23 protein-coding genes and 1 pseudogene are annotated in these 14917 nt (G+C 38.8%); 13 read left to right on the top strand and 11 right to left on the bottom strand.

What is annotated here, in order from left to right; all coding sequences use genetic code 11:
* Positions 1-505: 505 nt before the first annotated feature.
* Both G7B18_RS13650 and G7B18_RS13645 read left to right on the top strand, forming a co-directional pair.
* On the top strand, positions 506-667 hold the full coding sequence (locus G7B18_RS13650) for a hypothetical protein (RefSeq protein WP_164112387.1): 162 nt from the start codon (positions 506-508) through the stop codon (positions 665-667).
* 16 nt (positions 668-683) lie between these two features.
* Positions 684-1238: a hypothetical protein gene (locus G7B18_RS13645; RefSeq protein WP_164123105.1), complete on the top strand. Its 555-nt coding sequence runs from the start codon at positions 684-686 to the stop codon at positions 1236-1238.
* A gap of 204 nt (positions 1239-1442) precedes the next feature.
* On the opposite strand, the gene G7B18_RS13640 is transcribed toward G7B18_RS13645, so the two are convergent.
* The 7 genes from G7B18_RS13640 to G7B18_RS13610 form a co-directional block, all read right to left on the bottom strand.
* A complete protein-coding gene (locus G7B18_RS13640) occupies positions 1443-1862 on the bottom strand; it encodes a hypothetical protein (RefSeq protein WP_164112385.1) in 420 nt (139 codons plus the stop codon).
* Positions 1863-2121: 259 nt separating this feature from the next.
* Positions 2122-2493, bottom strand: coding sequence for a hypothetical protein (locus tag G7B18_RS13635; protein ID WP_164123103.1), 372 nt, complete (start codon positions 2491-2493; stop codon positions 2122-2124).
* The gene (locus G7B18_RS13630) at positions 2486-2842 is read right to left on the bottom strand and encodes a hypothetical protein (RefSeq protein WP_164112383.1); all 357 of its coding nucleotides are present in this window, start codon (positions 2840-2842) and stop codon (positions 2486-2488) included. Before G7B18_RS13630 ends, G7B18_RS13635 begins: the two co-directional genes overlap by 8 nt.
* Positions 2843-2915: 73 nt before the next feature.
* The gene (locus tag G7B18_RS13625) at positions 2916-3284 is read right to left on the bottom strand and encodes a hypothetical protein (RefSeq protein WP_164112382.1); all 369 of its coding nucleotides are present in this window, start codon (positions 3282-3284) and stop codon (positions 2916-2918) included.
* A gap of 414 nt (positions 3285-3698) precedes the next feature.
* Positions 3699-4409 carry a KilA-N domain-containing protein gene (locus G7B18_RS13620; protein ID WP_164123102.1) on the bottom strand — a complete coding sequence of 237 codons (711 nt, stop codon included), beginning with the start codon at positions 4407-4409 and terminating at the stop codon, positions 3699-3701.
* A gap of 78 nt (positions 4410-4487) precedes the next feature.
* Positions 4488-4793, bottom strand: a complete 306-nt coding sequence (locus G7B18_RS13615; RefSeq protein WP_164123100.1) for a hypothetical protein — start codon at positions 4791-4793, stop codon at positions 4488-4490.
* 36 nt (positions 4794-4829) lie between these two features.
* On the bottom strand, positions 4830-5183 hold the full coding sequence (locus G7B18_RS13610; RefSeq protein ID WP_164123098.1) for a very short patch repair endonuclease: 354 nt from the start codon (positions 5181-5183) through the stop codon (positions 4830-4832).
* A gap of 139 nt (positions 5184-5322) precedes the next feature.
* Here G7B18_RS13610 and secG point away from each other — a divergent pair, with 139 nt between their 5' ends.
* The 3 genes from secG (at position 5323) to G7B18_RS13595 (ending at position 6652) form a co-directional block, all read left to right on the top strand.
* Positions 5323-5472 (top strand): preprotein translocase subunit SecG, encoded by a 150-nt coding sequence (secG, locus tag G7B18_RS13605; RefSeq protein WP_164123096.1) that lies wholly within the window; start codon positions 5323-5325, stop codon positions 5470-5472.
* A gap of 34 nt (positions 5473-5506) precedes the next feature.
* Entirely contained in the window at positions 5507-5845 is a 339-nt protein-coding gene (locus G7B18_RS13600) for a hypothetical protein (RefSeq protein WP_164112377.1), read from the top strand.
* A gap of 351 nt (positions 5846-6196) precedes the next feature.
* Positions 6197-6652: an integrase core domain-containing protein gene (locus G7B18_RS13595; protein ID WP_164123090.1), complete on the top strand. Its 456-nt coding sequence runs from the start codon at positions 6197-6199 to the stop codon at positions 6650-6652.
* A 207-nt stretch (positions 6653-6859) separates the two neighbouring features.
* On the opposite strand, the gene G7B18_RS13590 is transcribed toward G7B18_RS13595, so the two are convergent.
* Positions 6860-7462, bottom strand: a complete 603-nt coding sequence (locus tag G7B18_RS13590; protein ID WP_164123093.1) for a hypothetical protein — start codon at positions 7460-7462, stop codon at positions 6860-6862.
* 113 nt (positions 7463-7575) lie between these two features.
* Here G7B18_RS13590 and G7B18_RS13585 point away from each other — a divergent pair.
* The 3 genes and pseudogenes from G7B18_RS13585 to G7B18_RS13575 all read left to right on the top strand — a co-directional run.
* Positions 7576-7837: pseudogene (locus tag G7B18_RS13585) on the top strand (transposase); the annotation flags it as partial.
* Positions 7838-7976: 139 nt separating this feature from the next.
* Positions 7977-8285 (top strand): hypothetical protein, encoded by a 309-nt coding sequence (locus G7B18_RS13580; RefSeq protein WP_164123092.1) that lies wholly within the window; start codon positions 7977-7979, stop codon positions 8283-8285.
* Positions 8278-8733, top strand: a complete 456-nt coding sequence (locus tag G7B18_RS13575) for an integrase core domain-containing protein (RefSeq protein ID WP_164123090.1) — start codon at positions 8278-8280, stop codon at positions 8731-8733. Before G7B18_RS13580 ends, G7B18_RS13575 begins: the two co-directional genes overlap by 8 nt.
* A gap of 207 nt (positions 8734-8940) precedes the next feature.
* Here G7B18_RS13575 and G7B18_RS13570 read toward each other — a convergent pair whose 3' ends face one another.
* A complete protein-coding gene (locus tag G7B18_RS13570) occupies positions 8941-9546 on the bottom strand; it encodes a hypothetical protein (RefSeq protein ID WP_164123088.1) in 606 nt (201 codons plus the stop codon).
* 298 nt (positions 9547-9844) lie between these two features.
* Between G7B18_RS13570 and G7B18_RS13565 the strand changes: the two genes are divergently transcribed.
* Positions 9845-10378 carry a YqiA/YcfP family alpha/beta fold hydrolase gene (locus G7B18_RS13565; protein WP_262886626.1) on the top strand — a complete coding sequence of 178 codons (534 nt, stop codon included), beginning with the start codon at positions 9845-9847 and terminating at the stop codon, positions 10376-10378.
* A 77-nt stretch (positions 10379-10455) separates the two neighbouring features.
* Positions 10456-11646, top strand: coding sequence for a hypothetical protein (locus tag G7B18_RS13560; RefSeq protein ID WP_164123084.1), 1191 nt, complete (start codon positions 10456-10458; stop codon positions 11644-11646).
* 52 nt (positions 11647-11698) lie between these two features.
* Here the strand turns inward: G7B18_RS13560 and G7B18_RS19425 are convergent, their stop codons facing one another.
* On the bottom strand, positions 11699-11845 hold the full coding sequence (locus G7B18_RS19425) for a DUF559 domain-containing protein (protein WP_164123082.1): 147 nt from the start codon (positions 11843-11845) through the stop codon (positions 11699-11701).
* A 75-nt stretch (positions 11846-11920) separates the two neighbouring features.
* Here G7B18_RS19425 and G7B18_RS13550 point away from each other — a divergent pair, with 75 nt between their 5' ends.
* Positions 11921-12094 (top strand): hypothetical protein, encoded by a 174-nt coding sequence (locus G7B18_RS13550; RefSeq protein WP_164123080.1) that lies wholly within the window; start codon positions 11921-11923, stop codon positions 12092-12094.
* Here the strand turns inward: G7B18_RS13550 and G7B18_RS13545 are convergent.
* Positions 12091-12981, bottom strand: coding sequence for a helix-turn-helix transcriptional regulator (locus G7B18_RS13545; RefSeq protein ID WP_164123078.1), 891 nt, complete (start codon positions 12979-12981; stop codon positions 12091-12093). The two genes, G7B18_RS13550 and G7B18_RS13545, sit on opposite strands and share 4 nt — an antisense overlap.
* Before the next feature lie 129 nt (positions 12982-13110).
* On the opposite strand from G7B18_RS13545, the gene G7B18_RS13535 reads away from it, so the two are divergent.
* Together G7B18_RS13535 and G7B18_RS13530 are read left to right on the top strand one after the other, a co-directional pair.
* Entirely contained in the window at positions 13111-14241 is a 1131-nt protein-coding gene (locus G7B18_RS13535) for an AAA family ATPase (protein ID WP_205601717.1), read from the top strand.
* 23 nt (positions 14242-14264) lie between these two features.
* Positions 14265-14897, top strand: coding sequence for a hypothetical protein (locus tag G7B18_RS13530; RefSeq protein ID WP_164123072.1), 633 nt, complete (start codon positions 14265-14267; stop codon positions 14895-14897).
* Positions 14898-14917: the final 20 nt, after the last annotated feature.

The raw sequence follows: 14917 nt of genomic DNA, 5'->3' as shown, positions 1-14917 counted from the left end.
TCTTATTCGACGTTCATTTGGATGTTTTGTTTTGGTGTAAATTTTAACTTTTTTTTTGTGCATGCGTTTTATTTACTACTATTACAGGCTTTTCTATGCTCATTTTGAAACCCATGACAATCCTCTTTTTAAGAGCATAGTTGCTATGGGGATGGCATTTGTTCTCATGCTAGGGATTGTTTATTCTATTATTGAATATTTGAATCCCGGCTCCATCAAGCATACTGAATATAGTAGGGGAGAAAAAACCATATATATCCTGTGTTTCTATTTCCTTTGGCATTACTCTTTGAAATACATTTTAATCCACTTTGCCAAAGTGGATCCTAACACTGGTGTGTCCAATTTATATAATTACACCCCATCTATCCGAGCCTCTAAATATAACATGGGGGTACATGCATTTCTAATTGCATTACTTCTTTTTTTGGGTTATTTAAGAGTTCAGTGATCCGGTATTTTGATTAGAAACCTTATGGACATTTTATTAAAACTTCTATTTTGTTTGCAGATAGTTATATTGTTGAGTAGTAAATCTGGTCCAAGAAAGCCCCATGCTGATGAGTATCTCTATTCGGTCATAGATACAGCAGGTCCGGTGGATCGGTATAGAGACAAGGCTATAAGTATGATTGAACCGTACTGTGTTTTCACTGCCAATAAATAGAAACTTTGAAGAATATATGAAAGGAACTATCTATCTGATACTATGTGTTTTTTTAAGTGCCACGAGTATTTTCTTAAGCTATTTATGGATATCAACGACAAAATACAAAGTTAACAACAAAGAATATGTACAGCTTTTTGGTTTGCCCTATGGACTGCAGTTTGCATACCATGATTACATTTACGGTGGGATAACTATATGTGATAAAGATGAGAAAATCATTTTGTCATCAGGAAAAAAAATAGGTATGGAACAGGTCGAGGTAAGGCAGTTGTTGTGCTATACTGTATTACCTCGGGAAAAAGTGCTTTTCAAATTCTTAGATGGGACTAATAAAATTCAATATTGTTCCATCAATAGATTTCATAGGGTGACTTATGAGCAAAATGAAAATTTGGGTAATTGTACGGACTTATTAAGTGTTTTGAGATGGATACGGTTTGAAATCTCGCCGCTAAGTACCCGCTATGCCCTGTTTACAGGGATTTTATCGATGATTTTAATGACAAATATTGTTTTGATTATAAGGCTTTTCTCAATGTTGAAGTATAAGCTAACGTTAAGGTCTTAAAAAGTAGATGCTTGTTGAAAAAGGGAAATATTTAGTTGCACAAAAAAAATCCCTGGAGCGGGGAGCTTCAGGGATTTTTAACTAACCAATTATTAACCTAAATTATGAATACTGTTATAACGTCAATTCCTATGCCGATAGTATATCCGATCGTCATAATAACATAAAGGTTACATTCGGATTATATTTTCTTCTATCAATATTCTATACTTGACGATACTTTTTTATCGAGTACCTCTGATGGATATAGCGGTAAAAAAAGCCCCCCGCAACATAACAGACAACATCCCAGATATCTGCCGTATGGTGATCCGTAGTTCGCGGCATGATATACTCAAATACGTAAGCGGTTAATACCGAGATCAACAGGATTTGAAATAGGGGATAGCGGTATGGTTTGGAAGTGCCCAGTATGCAAAGACTTACCGATTGCGCTACGTGGATAATCAGCGGTACGAATACAAAATCCGTCAACCAGTTGTTCAGAACCGGAATCGGGTGTCCGGAAACTCTTGTAAAACGGATCAAAAACCAACTGATACAATAGAATTGGAAATAACAGTCGTCCAATAGGTATACTAATGAACGAAAGAAACCGCGATAAGCATAGCTAAGCCGCCACATAATAGTAAGATTAAGAACATGTACCAACCAACCGCTTTCTGTTTCTTTTTAAGGGGCGAATCATTTGGATCCGGGGCAAATAAAGTTTCCCGTATTTCGTAAATGTTTCTCGATAACCAACTTCCTGAATTCTTAGCCATAACAACCATTATTTGTGGCAAAATTACAATATTTAAAACAACGTCTCGAAGATTTAACCCCACATTGATCACTCCATGCAGTCCATCTGCATGATCCCATTTGGTTGTTTGAATTTATTCTATTCCTCATTTATATATCCCTTCAATTCCTCTCTAAGTTGATAGTATCGCTCGAGTTCCCGTTGCAGGTCACTTTCTTCGGATATTGCTTTGTCTTCTGTAGGCAGTGGCGCATCAAATGATCCTTCGATGACTTCTAATGTGATCTTGTCGTCTAGAGATATATGATCAAAGTACCAGCTGACGTGTTCGGATGCATCAGAATCTAAACCTCCTATTGATAGCGTGCGACCTTCGCTTCCGCCTTCTCTGTGTACAAGAGACGTGATAGCCGTCAATACAAAGTTCTCTTTGTCAAAACCAGCTTTACAGATCTGCCTGCCATTGATTTTTACATTAATTCCCAGGTTGTTCATCTTTGATTTATCCATTGATGTAATCTTTGAGTTTTTCCTTTAGGTAATGGAATTCCTCCAGTTTGTATTGCAGTTTTTCTTCTGGCGATGTTGTACTTTTGTGACGTTCGATGGGCGGATCAAAAGAACTGTCGATCAGCTCAATTTCTATGGTATCTCCTAATTTGACATCAGTATTATACCAGCCCAGGTGATCATCTTCATCTGAATCCAAGCCACTCACATTAAAATTATAATATTCACTACCGTCGTTTCTGTGTACAAAAGTTACACATCCGGTTACCACGTAATTCTCTTTGTCAATTCCAGCGTTAGTTACTACTTTGTCGTTGAAGCTGACCTTCAAACCGTATGATTTATTCATGATTATTTAGTCTTTTCATATATAAAATGTTTTTTTAGACTTTACTGTTTCAGCTATTACGCGCAATTGAAAATTACTCACACAGCATTGTGTCAAAGTCTAGCTGCAATTGTGTCGTACCATCTTTATCAACCCGCACCCACTTGAAGCTTTTTAATGCATAGGCATTTCCCTTATCTAAAGTCACCCATTCATCAATTCCCCTGGCTCCGTTTCGGAGATCGTTATGTGTGCCTAGCCCCACAGGTGCGGTGTAGCTTCGGTCCTTAACGAGAAATTTGCAGCCACCTGCGTTTACAGCTTTATCGGCATCTGTTTGTGACAAATATCTCGACTTGGTGTAGTTGGGCAAGGTATTATGCACCATCATTGGAGACATAGACGTTGCACAAGAATTGAGCAGTATTATTACTGCTATGCAGCATATTTTTAAAAAATTCATAGCTTTTATATTTTTCTCCTGCACAGAAATATAGTAGATGGATATCAACTATTTGATGTGCCATCATTAAAGATAGCTATTACATTCTATTGCTACAAATGGATTTGAAAGATAAAAGTATCTCGACAGGATGCCCATTTAATTTTTTAGCTCTGTTGGAAGCTATGCTCTACAAAAAGGCAGACAATAAAAAATACCTTGAGCGGGGAGCTTCAGGTATTTTTAACTAACCAATTATTAACCTAAATTATGAATACTGATATAACGACAATTCCTATGCCGATAGTATATCCGATCGTCATAATAACATAAAGGTTACATTCGGATTATATTTTCTTGTATTAATAGAGGAGGAGCTAGATTAATTCCTATGTATCTTTAATATACTGCGCCTATTTCAATTTTTTGATAGCCTCACTCTGTAACTACCACCAATTGTTCTATAGTGGCATCGTCTCGCATATTTAACTTCGTTGAGGACTTCGTCGTTCCTTTCAGATCGGGGTTCGCTTCCCGCCATTCCTTGGCCGTAACGCCAAAAAGAGCCACGTTGAGCAGGTCTGCTTCTGTAGCATATACCAGACCTACCTGTTGTTTGGTGATCTGCTGTGGAATTAGATTTTCTCTAATAGCATCGGTGTGTATTTGATAGTTTACTTTTGCCAACGTACGTTGCAGACTCCAGTCTAATTTAAGACGGTCATTTTCTTCATCTTTGAGACATTGATATTCTTTGACTAGCAGCAGCTGAAATTTCGGGCTGATCCACATTCCAAAATGAAATGCAATGTCTTTATGTGCATAAGTTCCGCCATATCTTCCTGGCTTGGCTGTAATTCCAATTGCATTGGTTGCCTCAATCCAATTTTTCACAGACAAAACGAAATTATTACTTCCTGCGGAATTTTTAATTGTACCGAATTCGGTATAATTAAAATTGGGATTGTATAAGGCTTCCCATTCGCCAATATATTCAATAGTGCTTTTGAGTGTGAGCCATTTTATGATAATGGCTTCCTGCATTTGGCTCTTAGCCATATCAGTAAGTGAAATAAAATCATCTTGCTTTTGCGAGATGATACTTATTTCTTTACCTCCGATTTCTATTTTCTTATTCTTACTCATAATTTATCCCCGAATTTATAAATTGGTATGGTGTTTATTCACCATAATTACGTTGTCAATTAGCTAATCGAAAAGGTCTTATCGATTTACATCCACAGCCAGATCCATATCACGCAGGTATACTTCCCTCATATAGCCATCCCATTCCGGCTCATCCCGCATGATAACTCCGTATACACACATTCTAGCTTCTTCTGTAAGTGGGGGATAGCCTTCGGCTATAGCGTCTTCATCCAAGAATAAGCCGTTGCGGTCATTCCATGCCAGCCATTCGATTAGTTCGGTTCGGGACATGCTATTGACTTGTTCTAGTAACTTTTCGTCTTTCAGCTCTGATAACTGATACCGCCAATCCGAGTCCCGTTGTATTAAAGATTCGTTCATAACTTTAAGATTTACAAAACGAATATACTAAAAATATTAGTTTTGTGAAAATCTTACGGATACAATCTTTGGTATCCAGAATAGACGGTTGGATTTGATACGCTCGCGGTTGGTCTTCCAGTCGAAGCCATGCCAGAACTCCGCATCCACAAATATTGCCAGTTTATACTTTTTGATCACGATATCGGGACGGCCAGGGAGCGATTTGTCATGCAGGCGGAAGCGGATATTTTTAGACCATAGCGCTTTTCGGAGGAGCATCTCAGGTTTAGAGTTCTTGCCCTTGATACTAGACATATTATAGCTGCGCTGCTTCAAGGTATAGAAGCCAGCGGATTCCTCAAATCGAGGAACTATTATTTTATCATCCTCTTTATCGTAATCAGTCATATCACAAAGTTATCAATGTTAACTATACAAAATATCATATAAAGCCCAATTAAGTTAGGCGTAGCAGTTATTTAAAACTTTAAAAATTAATTTCAACCAAAAGTTGTACTTTGCTGCTCAAATTTATATTCAAAATAAGATGACGACTCTGTTTATTATTCTCATAATACTAGCAAGCGTAATACTTACATTCTTCGTTCTAATTCAAAATCCTAAAGGTGGTGGTTTGTCATCCGGATTTGCAGGAGGAGGAAGCTTTTTGCGCATTGTTCAAAAAAGCATATGGTGAGGATTAAGTAAAATATTATCAAAAATTAAAAGAAATGAAAAGAATCCGTGGCATACTATTATTGGCCGTAATTTTAGTAAGTAGCTGCAAGACTAAAAGCCATCTTGTAAACCTTGAGTATGAATACGACAATGGGGGAAATAGAGATACTGTAAATTTGCAGGTCGAAATGGGGAAAAAGAAAAAAAATAGAGAAAGAGACGTTAAGGTAGTACAAATATCCCCTGATTTGTATAGTATACAATATGGCATAGCAGCTAAGATTTACGGCGGCATTTATTTTACACATCCTATTACGCTACTTTCCGTATCAGAAACTGGTACATTTATCATAAAGCGGAATACAAAGTATAAAATGGGTAGTCAAAATTAACTCTTTCGTAGTCGAAATATCGTTTCCATAAGCTCCACCAAACTAACAGCAAAGCCCGTTATCTTAAAGAATTTATTGCTTTTCAACTGATCCGATCCGTGAAGTAACAGCTAATGGATCTTGCAGAAAGATATCCTACGCGAGGATTTCAGATCTATTACGGCAAAATACGCCTAGAAGGCATTGTGTGGAACCGAAAAAGGGTGCTCCGAGTTTATCGAAATATCAATCTTAAGCTTAGAACCAAACGCAAACGTCGCATTCCTTCTAGGATTAAAGAGAAACTCCAAGTCCCTGGTTCAATTAATGATACTTGGTCAATTGAGTTAGCTTCGCTGCTACTTCGTGGTTATGAGTGATTCGCTTGCGAATGGCCGAAGGTTTAGAGTGCTCAATGTCATGGATGATTATAATCGCGAATCATTGATAAATGAAGCGTTCTACTCCATCCCTGGCGTTAGACAAGTGCAACAATTAAAGGAATTGATTACATCTAGATCTAAACCCAAGCGTATAAGAACGGACAATGGCCCGGAATTTCTATCTAAAGTCTTTACAAATTTCTGTGCAGAAAATGGGATTGAACTGCACTATATACAACCGGGAAAACCAGCTCAAAATGCTTACATCGAGCGGTTAAATCGTACGTTCAGAGAAGATGTACTCGATGCATATCTATTTGGTTCTATAACAGAAGTTAATGCCATTGCTTATGAGTGGCAGATCGAATACAACAGTAATCATCCGCATAAGGCCCTAAATGGACTGAGTCCGTGGTTATACGCTAAAGAAGCTTTGGTATCTTGAAGCGTATTTTTATATTTATTCAATGTTTGAAAACGGGGAAGGCTTCATACCCACTGGCGCTTTTTTAATGTTAGAAGATAAGACTGCCAAAAGAAATTTATCCAGAATCTTTATGTATAAAAATAAAAAGCTCATTTGGTATTAATGAAAAAAGCTTTGACTAACACATTAAAGAGAAGATAGAATCACTTTTTAAACGATAAAAAGTCATAAATAAGTTATTTTATCAAATGCAAGCTTTCCTTGTTTTACTTGAGCTAGTTCCTTAGCACTATAACCAATAGTATGGAGAACATAGTTTGTACTGGCCAACTGTCTTTCTACTTCGCTTTCCCCAAAATCTTCATAATTCTTTTCTGCTATAACTCTTTTTTTTAGTTCATTTTCAATGTTTTCAATGTTCTTCTTCGGGAAAACAGAAAAAAGGTTCATAATACGCGTTCCGAAATATACTTCTGCTGGTCTAAGATTTTTAGAATCAAAATACAGGATTACAAAAATAACCTGTTTAGGATTTAGTTTTTCATCATCTATATTTTTTGGAATATTCGCTATCAAAATAGATGCAACCATCTCTTTATACGTTGTTTTTAGGATATTCGGATCATAACTATAATCTTTATCATTCTCTAAAAGTTTATTTGAACGTTTACCAATGGTTTTAAAATCCTGTCTTAGCTTTTTTTTAAGTGCCTCCAACTCTTTATCCTCCGATTTCTTATTTTTTGTATTTAGGGGGTTGTAAAAATATTTATAATCAGCACATGAAGTGCATAGGATAATAAGTAAGAGAAGTTGAAGAATTTTCATTATTGATAACAATTAGTGTTTTCTAAAAAGTGCTGTAGGTAAAGTTCCCTGTTTTGGTAAAGTTCCCTGTTTTTCAAACAACTTAAAATTATTAAATTAGTTTGTTAAACATTATGAAGAAGAGCAAATTTTCGGAACATCAGATTGTTAATATTCTCAAAGAATATGAGTCGGGGTAAAGCTACAAAGGATATTTGTAGAGAACATGGTATTTCAGCGCCTACTTTCTATCAATGGAAGCAGAAATATGGCGGTATGGACGCACAGCATCTTAAGGAGTTAAAGGCCCTTCAAGAAGAAAACGCTCGTCTAAAACGGATGTTTGCCGATTTGAGTTTGGATCACCGCATTTTAAAAGATATAATAGAAAACCGACTGTAAGGAGCTCATGAATACCTAAAATATAAATACTAATGAATAAAAAGCGCTAAAGCTCTGTGAACGTAAAGAGCTGGTTAATGGAGTGATAGAATAGCATGAAATCAGTATTCATAGAGCCTGTAAAATTGTCTGCATGAGTCGCAGTATGTACTACTATGCGTATAAAAAGGATGATAACGCTATTATTTCAAAGCTAATGGATCTTGCAGAAAGATATCCTACGCGAGGATTTCAGACCTATTACGGCAAAATACGCCTAGAAGGCATTGTGTGGAACCGAAAAAGGGTGCTCCGAGTTTATCGAAATATCAATCTTAAGCTCAGAACCAAACGCAAACGTCGCATTCCTTCTAGGATTAAAGAGAAACTCCAAGTCCCTGGTTCAATTAATGATACTTGGTCAATTGAGTTAGCTTCGCTGCTACTTCGTGGTTATGAGTGATTCGCTTGCGAATGGCCGAAGGTTTAGAGTGCTCAATGTCATGGATGATTATAATCGCGAATCATTGATAAATGAAGCGTTCTACTCCATCCCTGGCGTTAGACAAGTGCAACAATTAAAGGAATTGATTACATCTAGATCTAAACCCAAGCGTATAAGAACGGACAATGGCCCGGAATTTCTATCTAAAGTCTTTACAAATTTCTGTGCAGAAAATGGGATTGAACTGCACTATATACAACCGGGAAAACCAGCTCAAAATGCTTACATCGAGCGGTTAAATCGTACGTTCAGAGAAGATGTACTCGATGCATATCTATTTGGTTCTATAACAGAAGTTAATGCCATTGCTTATGAGTGGCAGATCGAATACAACAGTAATCATCCGCATAAGGCCCTAAATGGACTGAGTCCGTGGTTATACGCTAAAGAAGCTTTGGTATCTTGAAGCGTATTTTTATATTTATTCAATGTTTGAAAACGGGGAAGGCTTCATACCCACTGGCGCTTTTTTAATGTTAGAAGATAAGACTGCCAAAAGAAATTTATCCAGAATCTTTATGTATAAAAATAAAAAGCTCATTTGGTATTAATGAAAAAAGCTTTGACTAACACATTAAAGAGAAGATAGAATCACTTTTTAAACGATAAAAAGTCATAAATAAGTTATTTTATCAAATGCAAGCTTTCCTTGTTTTACTTGAGCTAGCTCCTTAGCTCTAAAAGCAGCAATATGTTGGACATAGTTTGTACTGGCCAACTGTCTTTCTACTTCGCTTTCCCCAAATGCTTCATAATTCTTTTCTGCTATAACTCTTTTTTTTAGTTCATTTTCAATGTTTTCAATGTTCTTCTTCGGGAAAACAGAAAAAAGGTTCATAATATGTGTCCCGAAATATACTTCTACCGGTCTAAGATTTTTAGAACTAAAATACAAGCGAACAAAAATAGTCTGTTTAGGATCTAGTTTTTCATCATCTATATTTTCAGGAATATTCGCTATCAAAATAGATGCAACCATCTCTTTATACGTTGTTTTTAGGATATTCGGATCATAGTCTTTATAACCTTCATTATTCTCTAAAAGTTTATTTGAACGTTTACCAATGATTTTAAAATCCTGTCTTTGTTGCTTTCTAAGCACCTCCAACACTTTATCCTCCGATTTCTTATTTTTTGCACTCAGTGGGTCATAAAAAACTCTATAATCAGCACATGAAGTACATAGGATAATAAGTAAGAGAAGTTGAACAATTTTCATTATTGATAACAATTAGTGTTTTCTAAAAAGTGCTGTATAGTTGTTGCTGGTAGGTATTATATTCTTAAATATAGATCTTCCGTGTATATTATCCGGTAATAAAAAGTTTGATTTCATGAGTCTAATATCCATAATATATTGCATATTATTACCTGTTCACTTCTACGGTTTCCATTAGCTTCCTTAACTATATTGTCTTTCTACATCAGCTCATAAATTATATTTCATTTATTTTCAAAAATTACGCAACAAAAAACGATTTCCGTGTATAATATCTTTAAATAGATATTAAATAATAATGAAACAACTACTTTACATTCATGGAATGGGGTCAGGCAGAGACTCCCGCAAGTACAAGCTTATTGAACAATCATTTCGCAGCACACACCATTGCACCTGTGCCGAGTGGCACAACGATACCGATATCAAGCTCTTTCTCTTTAACCTTTTCAAGCGTTATCTCGGGAGCAAAGAGCTGGTGATTATAGGAGATTCTACAGGCGGCAACTATGCCTGTCAGTTGCGTGACCTCTTGATCAGCAATTCGGTGAGCGTAAGACTTGTCTTGCTCAATCCCTTGTTGAATATAGCCAATCGTATCGCCGACCACCCATTCCCCGATACGTTGCGGGATAGCTTGGCGGCCATAGATCAGGTAGATCACTGCTTCCTATTACAAAGCTTATCCGATGAGGTGATCGATCAGACCAAGGTCAGGCTGGGAGAGCGTGTCGTGCAGCTCAAGGTCGATGATAGCCATCGACTCTTCAGCATTGGCGACTATGTACCTACTATAAAAGCCTATATTCACGATAACGAGGTGTTTGTATAGCCATATCGGCCACCTCGTTATTTTCTTTAACAATTACTAATCTCATGCTCCCTTTGGGGAGCTCAATTACATTTTATATGCGTATTATTTTAATCGTGATCACCATCTTTATAAGCGTGATCGGACAATACAGTTTTGCCCAAGATCTTAGTCTTGGCAATATTTACAATTATGTGAATAGCCGGGAGCAGTTGTCCAAAGAGCAAAAGACATTGCGAAAGGAACTTCGCGCCGAGGCAAAACAGAATACAGCTTCGCTTCAAGACAATCTAACCCAACTCAGAGATAAAGGGTATTTCAAATATATCCATAACAATGTCCAGAATGACAATGCAAAATATCTACTGGCTATAGATAGGAGGCTATTGGTATTGCAAGCTTCACTAGACTCTACCTTACTTACTCTGCAAAATTCCTCCTGGATCGACAGTTTGGATGTGCCCGTGCCACATCTGACATATTACGGGGACAAGGGGAGTAGCAGTCAGTACTACTCGAGCATTGATATACTCCGTCATTTCAGAAAGCGGTATACCTCCTTGGTTCAAAAGTATCCTCGCGATTTTGAACCTTTGTCTATCCAAACAAACGAGAAGTTTGCTTATACGATTCTCGATTTTTGGAAACCTACCGATGGAGATAACTTGAAAAAGTTAGAGCAGGCATTACTAGCAAGAGAAGAGGACTATAAAAAAAGCCAAATGGTTATTGCAGAGCATAGAGCCAAGGAAGCCGAGCGGTTGAAGAAAGAAGCCGAAGCAAGAGCCCAGATCGCAGAAGAGCAACGCTTGGCAGAAGAGAAGCAGCTCAACTTTGAGAAAAAGAGAGAGGCACAGATTGCGCAATTACCCTCAACCTCCGCGATCAAAGCAAAGTTTCGAAGCTACAAACATAAGACTGGGCATACTTTTGAGCTTTTTCCCGTAGGATTTACGCCAAAGCCCAATAAATCAACCTATGACAAGGTCCGGATGTTCGGTAAGGTATATACGGCCAGATATAGAGAGTATGACGCTAATGGGATTAATTCCCTAATCATAGAGTTTTACGACTCCGGTCATATCCTCAGTGTTACCGTATATAAGGGCGGAGGTTCCATCTATAGCGCCGAATACAGAGACGGTGCCAACAGGCCATATGCCGTATATACGAAGACTGCAGACGGCAAATACCACATCACATTCAAGAGAATCTACGATATGTACCTGGATAGGACTACAGAAACATATCGATACTATGCGGCTGAGGCCGATTATTATTATCCATAATGACTATTAGCTATGAAATATATCACAGATAATGGCAGACTATTTCCCAGATCTACCTCCACAACTTTCTCGTTTCCAAGAAGAGCTCGATCTGGTTGAGCACCATCGGCAGCTTCTTCAGTACATCCTGCGACCAGAATCGGAATACCGTATAGTCCATTTCCCGTAGGGCACGGTTTACCCGTTCATCCTTCTGCATATTGCGCTTATTCAGACAGAATAAACTGCGCTTCTTTCGTTTAAAAAACTACTTTTGCATCAAATATTTAAAATTATGAACCTACCTATTTACTCAATGGGAGAACAGCCCACATGCTGCCCGATTTGCGGAGCAAGGACGGAGTGGGGCTATTACGACATTAACAAACAGAAACCCACACAACATCACATCTGTACGGATGATAGCTGTCAGTACAGTTTTCTATCGATAGAGGAGGAGGCAGATTAAAGCTCCATCGCCCTTTTATGTTCCTCCCTCACCAAATCAACCAAAGACTGCGGGGCTAATACTTTCACCTGAGCACCCACCGACAATATCTCCATGATCAGATCCCGTGTCACGTATAAGTTCAAGCTGATACGAACCTCATCCGCGTTATCTACCAATATCTTCTGCGACTCATGTAGCGGCATAGATTTTATATAATTGCCTTGGAAGGACGAATACGATAGTACAATATTCTCCACCTCTTGATCTTCCGTAGCTAGTAATACACCAAAGCTATTCTTAAAATACAACTCTACATTCTTGGCAAAGCGGCTTGCCGGCTGCTTCTTACCAAAGTCCAGTTTAGACATCCTGTCCACAGCAAATACCCGCATGGCGTTTCTGTCCAAGTCTTGTCCTACCACGTACCAACGGTTCTTGGCCTCCTTGATAGCAAGCGGGAGCAATTTACGCTGTTCAGCCTCCGCCTCATAATACTTCTGATATTCAAATTTCAAGAGCAGGTTGTTACGTATAGCGTGAAATATTCCTGCCAGATGTTCCGTGCCCATCGGCCTTCTCCGTTCAAATAGCACCACGTTCGAACTATTGTCGCCCATGCGGAGCAGGTTCAGGATATCGAAAGCCTGCATAGATCGATCCACATGACCTTCATCTGCTTCAATATAATACCTTCTCGTACTGCGGTCACTTTTTATAGACACCCCATAGATCTCGAGAATATCATTTATATGACGTTGGAACGTACGCTGCACAAAGTCAAGCTTTAAATCCTGTATTTCCGATTCCCGTTTTAGGTAAGCATCTAGCTCCTTCCAAGTCAGTGGACTCCGTCGTAGCTTATTAATAATCAGGTTGTGCCGTATCAATGTTTCTTTCTCCGCCATACGCTTTTTTTTAATGGTATCATACAAATATATCACCTCATCACGACAATGTGTGTCGCTATCTCAAATAAAAAAAACATATGCAGCGCGACACAGGCCGTCGCTATGCCCGCCCATCTTTGTGGCATTATGAAAGAAAACCACATACCACACGAGCTCGATTTGCAGTCCTACTGCCTGTCAGGAGAAAAGAGAAAGATCAGCTTAGCAGAAGTAAGCATGATCAGAACTAGCGATTATGGCACTATCGCGAGCTCCAGATTCTTTGTTCATTATTTTGGTACGATGCCACACAGTGAAAAAAGATATGATTTAGATTGTTCGCAATGCCTGCCTTGGCTTTTACAACAGTTTAGTGGTCAGATCATCGACTGCCATTATGAAAAGTCCTTCGATGACGAGCAGCAAAGGATGACTTACGAAGTAGTATACCTATTCATCTCAGGAGGTCTTATGCTTATTATAGACTTTAATAGGAATAGCATCCACTTGTATTACCATAACTATCCACAGGAGCAGATCCATCAGCTATGGGACGCACTACAACAATTCCAGCGGGTAGAAAAATTCGATGATGCCAAAGTATCCTTTATGGTTCAGTACCGGAGCGGGCTCGATACCCAACGTATGGAGATCAAAAATACCGAAATAGATATCAGCCGTCATTACAATGACGATTTCGAGGCCGTAGACCAGCTTATACAGTCACGATTACGTTTAGAAAAAGATAAAGGCATCGTATTGCTTCACGGCAAGCCAGGTACCGGCAAGACCAGCTACATACGGCACCTCATACACCACATAGACAAAGAAGTCATTTTTGTACCCGTACAGTTGGCACAAGACCTAGCAGGCCCACAGTTGCTAACCTTTTTCATCGAGCATCCCAATTCCATTTTCGTTATCGAAGATGCCGAAAATCTGGTGATCGACCGCGAGGTGCAAGGCATGTCGGCAGTATCCGCACTGCTCAATTTTACCGACGGCTTACTGGCCGATAGTCTGGGTATACAGTTTGTCTGTACCTTCAATACCGATCTATCACGGGTCGACAAAGCCCTATTGCGCAAAGGTAGGCTCATCGCCCAGTACGAGTTCGGCCTATTGGCCAGAGACAAAGCGCAAGCCCTTTCCGATTCCCTCGGCTACGATACACACATCAGCGAAGCCATGTCGCTAGCAGCTATTTTCCATCAGGAGGAGCAGCCACAGCAGCGCACGAAAAGTAGCCACAGAGCCGTAGGATTTAAGATAGCTTAATGATAAGATATAGATCTATGTTAATGAACATAAAGTTTTATTTAGATAGTGCCGGGCTGCCTGATTTTGGACAGATACGTTACATCGGCATAGGTAGCGATGGTGTACAGATATGCCAGCTACTATATCAGGAATACCGAATCAACGAGTTGGCATATTTTCATCATACTGAGAATTATAGCCTTCCGCCCGATATACAATTTTTACCATTCCCCGCCACCGTACAGTGGCGGGTAGGAGATACTGCCTTTCCCTATATGGGAGAAGGGATGTCCTCTTTATTATTGCAGCTCAAAGAAGAAGGAGGCCTTAAATATAATATGGCATATATAGATGACGAATATCTCGCCAGACTTTTTGCAACGATGCACCCCGAAGCCGTTTTAGTAGGATTATGGGGTGAGCCTATGGTCAGCTATCTATTGAAGCAATCCTATACCCGCGCTTTTCGCTGGCTATTGCGTATCCCCTTTAGGTTTGAAGGATACGATGTCCTCTCTGATATAGATCGTCTACAGTTGTCCGAACAGTCTAATATTAGCCTTATAGACAGTCAGTCATTGGTACACGCCCAGCAGCCTGATGGTATGGCCCTCGACCAGGCATTCGATCTTGTACATCGCTATACCTGCCAACAGATGATGAATCTCGGCTAAAATATTTATAGAAATCAGAA

The sequence above is a fragment of the Sphingobacterium sp. xlx-130 genome (assembly GCF_011007405.1).
Lineage (GTDB): Bacteria > Bacteroidota > Bacteroidia > Sphingobacteriales > Sphingobacteriaceae > Sphingobacterium > Sphingobacterium luzhongxinii.
This window is presented reverse-complemented; position numbering and strand designations above follow the sequence as displayed.

Excerpts from the sequence above, each read along its gene's own strand:
- G7B18_RS13645 (WP_164123105.1), top strand. The coding sequence starts at position 684 with ATGAAAGGAACTATCTATCTGATACTATGTGTTTTTTTAAGTGCCACG.
- G7B18_RS13640 (WP_164112385.1), bottom strand. The coding sequence starts at position 1,862 with ATGTGGCGGCTTAGCTATGCTTATCGCGGTTTCTTTCGTTCATTAGTA.
- G7B18_RS13635 (WP_164123103.1), bottom strand. The coding sequence starts at position 2,493 with ATGGATAAATCAAAGATGAACAACCTGGGAATTAATGTAAAAATCAAT.
- G7B18_RS13630 (WP_164112383.1), bottom strand. The coding sequence starts at position 2,842 with ATGAATAAATCATACGGTTTGAAGGTCAGCTTCAACGACAAAGTAGTA.
- G7B18_RS13625 (WP_164112382.1), bottom strand. The coding sequence starts at position 3,284 with ATGAATTTTTTAAAAATATGCTGCATAGCAGTAATAATACTGCTCAAT.
- G7B18_RS13620 (WP_164123102.1), bottom strand. The coding sequence starts at position 4,409 with ATGAGTAAGAATAAGAAAATAGAAATCGGAGGTAAAGAAATAAGTATC.
- G7B18_RS13615 (WP_164123100.1), bottom strand. The coding sequence starts at position 4,793 with ATGAACGAATCTTTAATACAACGGGACTCGGATTGGCGGTATCAGTTA.
- G7B18_RS13610 (WP_164123098.1), bottom strand. The coding sequence starts at position 5,183 with ATGACTGATTACGATAAAGAGGATGATAAAATAATAGTTCCTCGATTT.
- secG (WP_164123096.1), top strand. The coding sequence starts at position 5,323 with ATGACGACTCTGTTTATTATTCTCATAATACTAGCAAGCGTAATACTT.
- G7B18_RS13600 (WP_164112377.1), top strand. The coding sequence starts at position 5,507 with ATGAAAAGAATCCGTGGCATACTATTATTGGCCGTAATTTTAGTAAGT.
- G7B18_RS13595 (WP_164123090.1), top strand. The coding sequence starts at position 6,197 with ATGAGTGATTCGCTTGCGAATGGCCGAAGGTTTAGAGTGCTCAATGTC.
- G7B18_RS13590 (WP_164123093.1), bottom strand. The coding sequence starts at position 7,462 with ATGAAAATTCTTCAACTTCTCTTACTTATTATCCTATGCACTTCATGT.
- G7B18_RS13580 (WP_164123092.1), top strand. The coding sequence starts at position 7,977 with ATGAGTCGCAGTATGTACTACTATGCGTATAAAAAGGATGATAACGCT.
- G7B18_RS13575 (WP_164123090.1), top strand. The coding sequence starts at position 8,278 with ATGAGTGATTCGCTTGCGAATGGCCGAAGGTTTAGAGTGCTCAATGTC.
- G7B18_RS13570 (WP_164123088.1), bottom strand. The coding sequence starts at position 9,546 with ATGAAAATTGTTCAACTTCTCTTACTTATTATCCTATGTACTTCATGT.
- G7B18_RS13565 (WP_262886626.1), top strand. The coding sequence starts at position 9,845 with ATGAAACAACTACTTTACATTCATGGAATGGGGTCAGGCAGAGACTCC.
- G7B18_RS13560 (WP_164123084.1), top strand. The coding sequence starts at position 10,456 with ATGCGTATTATTTTAATCGTGATCACCATCTTTATAAGCGTGATCGGA.
- G7B18_RS19425 (WP_164123082.1), bottom strand. The coding sequence starts at position 11,845 with ATGCAGAAGGATGAACGGGTAAACCGTGCCCTACGGGAAATGGACTAT.
- G7B18_RS13550 (WP_164123080.1), top strand. The coding sequence starts at position 11,921 with ATGAACCTACCTATTTACTCAATGGGAGAACAGCCCACATGCTGCCCG.
- G7B18_RS13545 (WP_164123078.1), bottom strand. The coding sequence starts at position 12,981 with ATGGCGGAGAAAGAAACATTGATACGGCACAACCTGATTATTAATAAG.
- G7B18_RS13535 (WP_205601717.1), top strand. The coding sequence starts at position 13,111 with ATGAAAGAAAACCACATACCACACGAGCTCGATTTGCAGTCCTACTGC.
- G7B18_RS13530 (WP_164123072.1), top strand. The coding sequence starts at position 14,265 with ATGAACATAAAGTTTTATTTAGATAGTGCCGGGCTGCCTGATTTTGGA.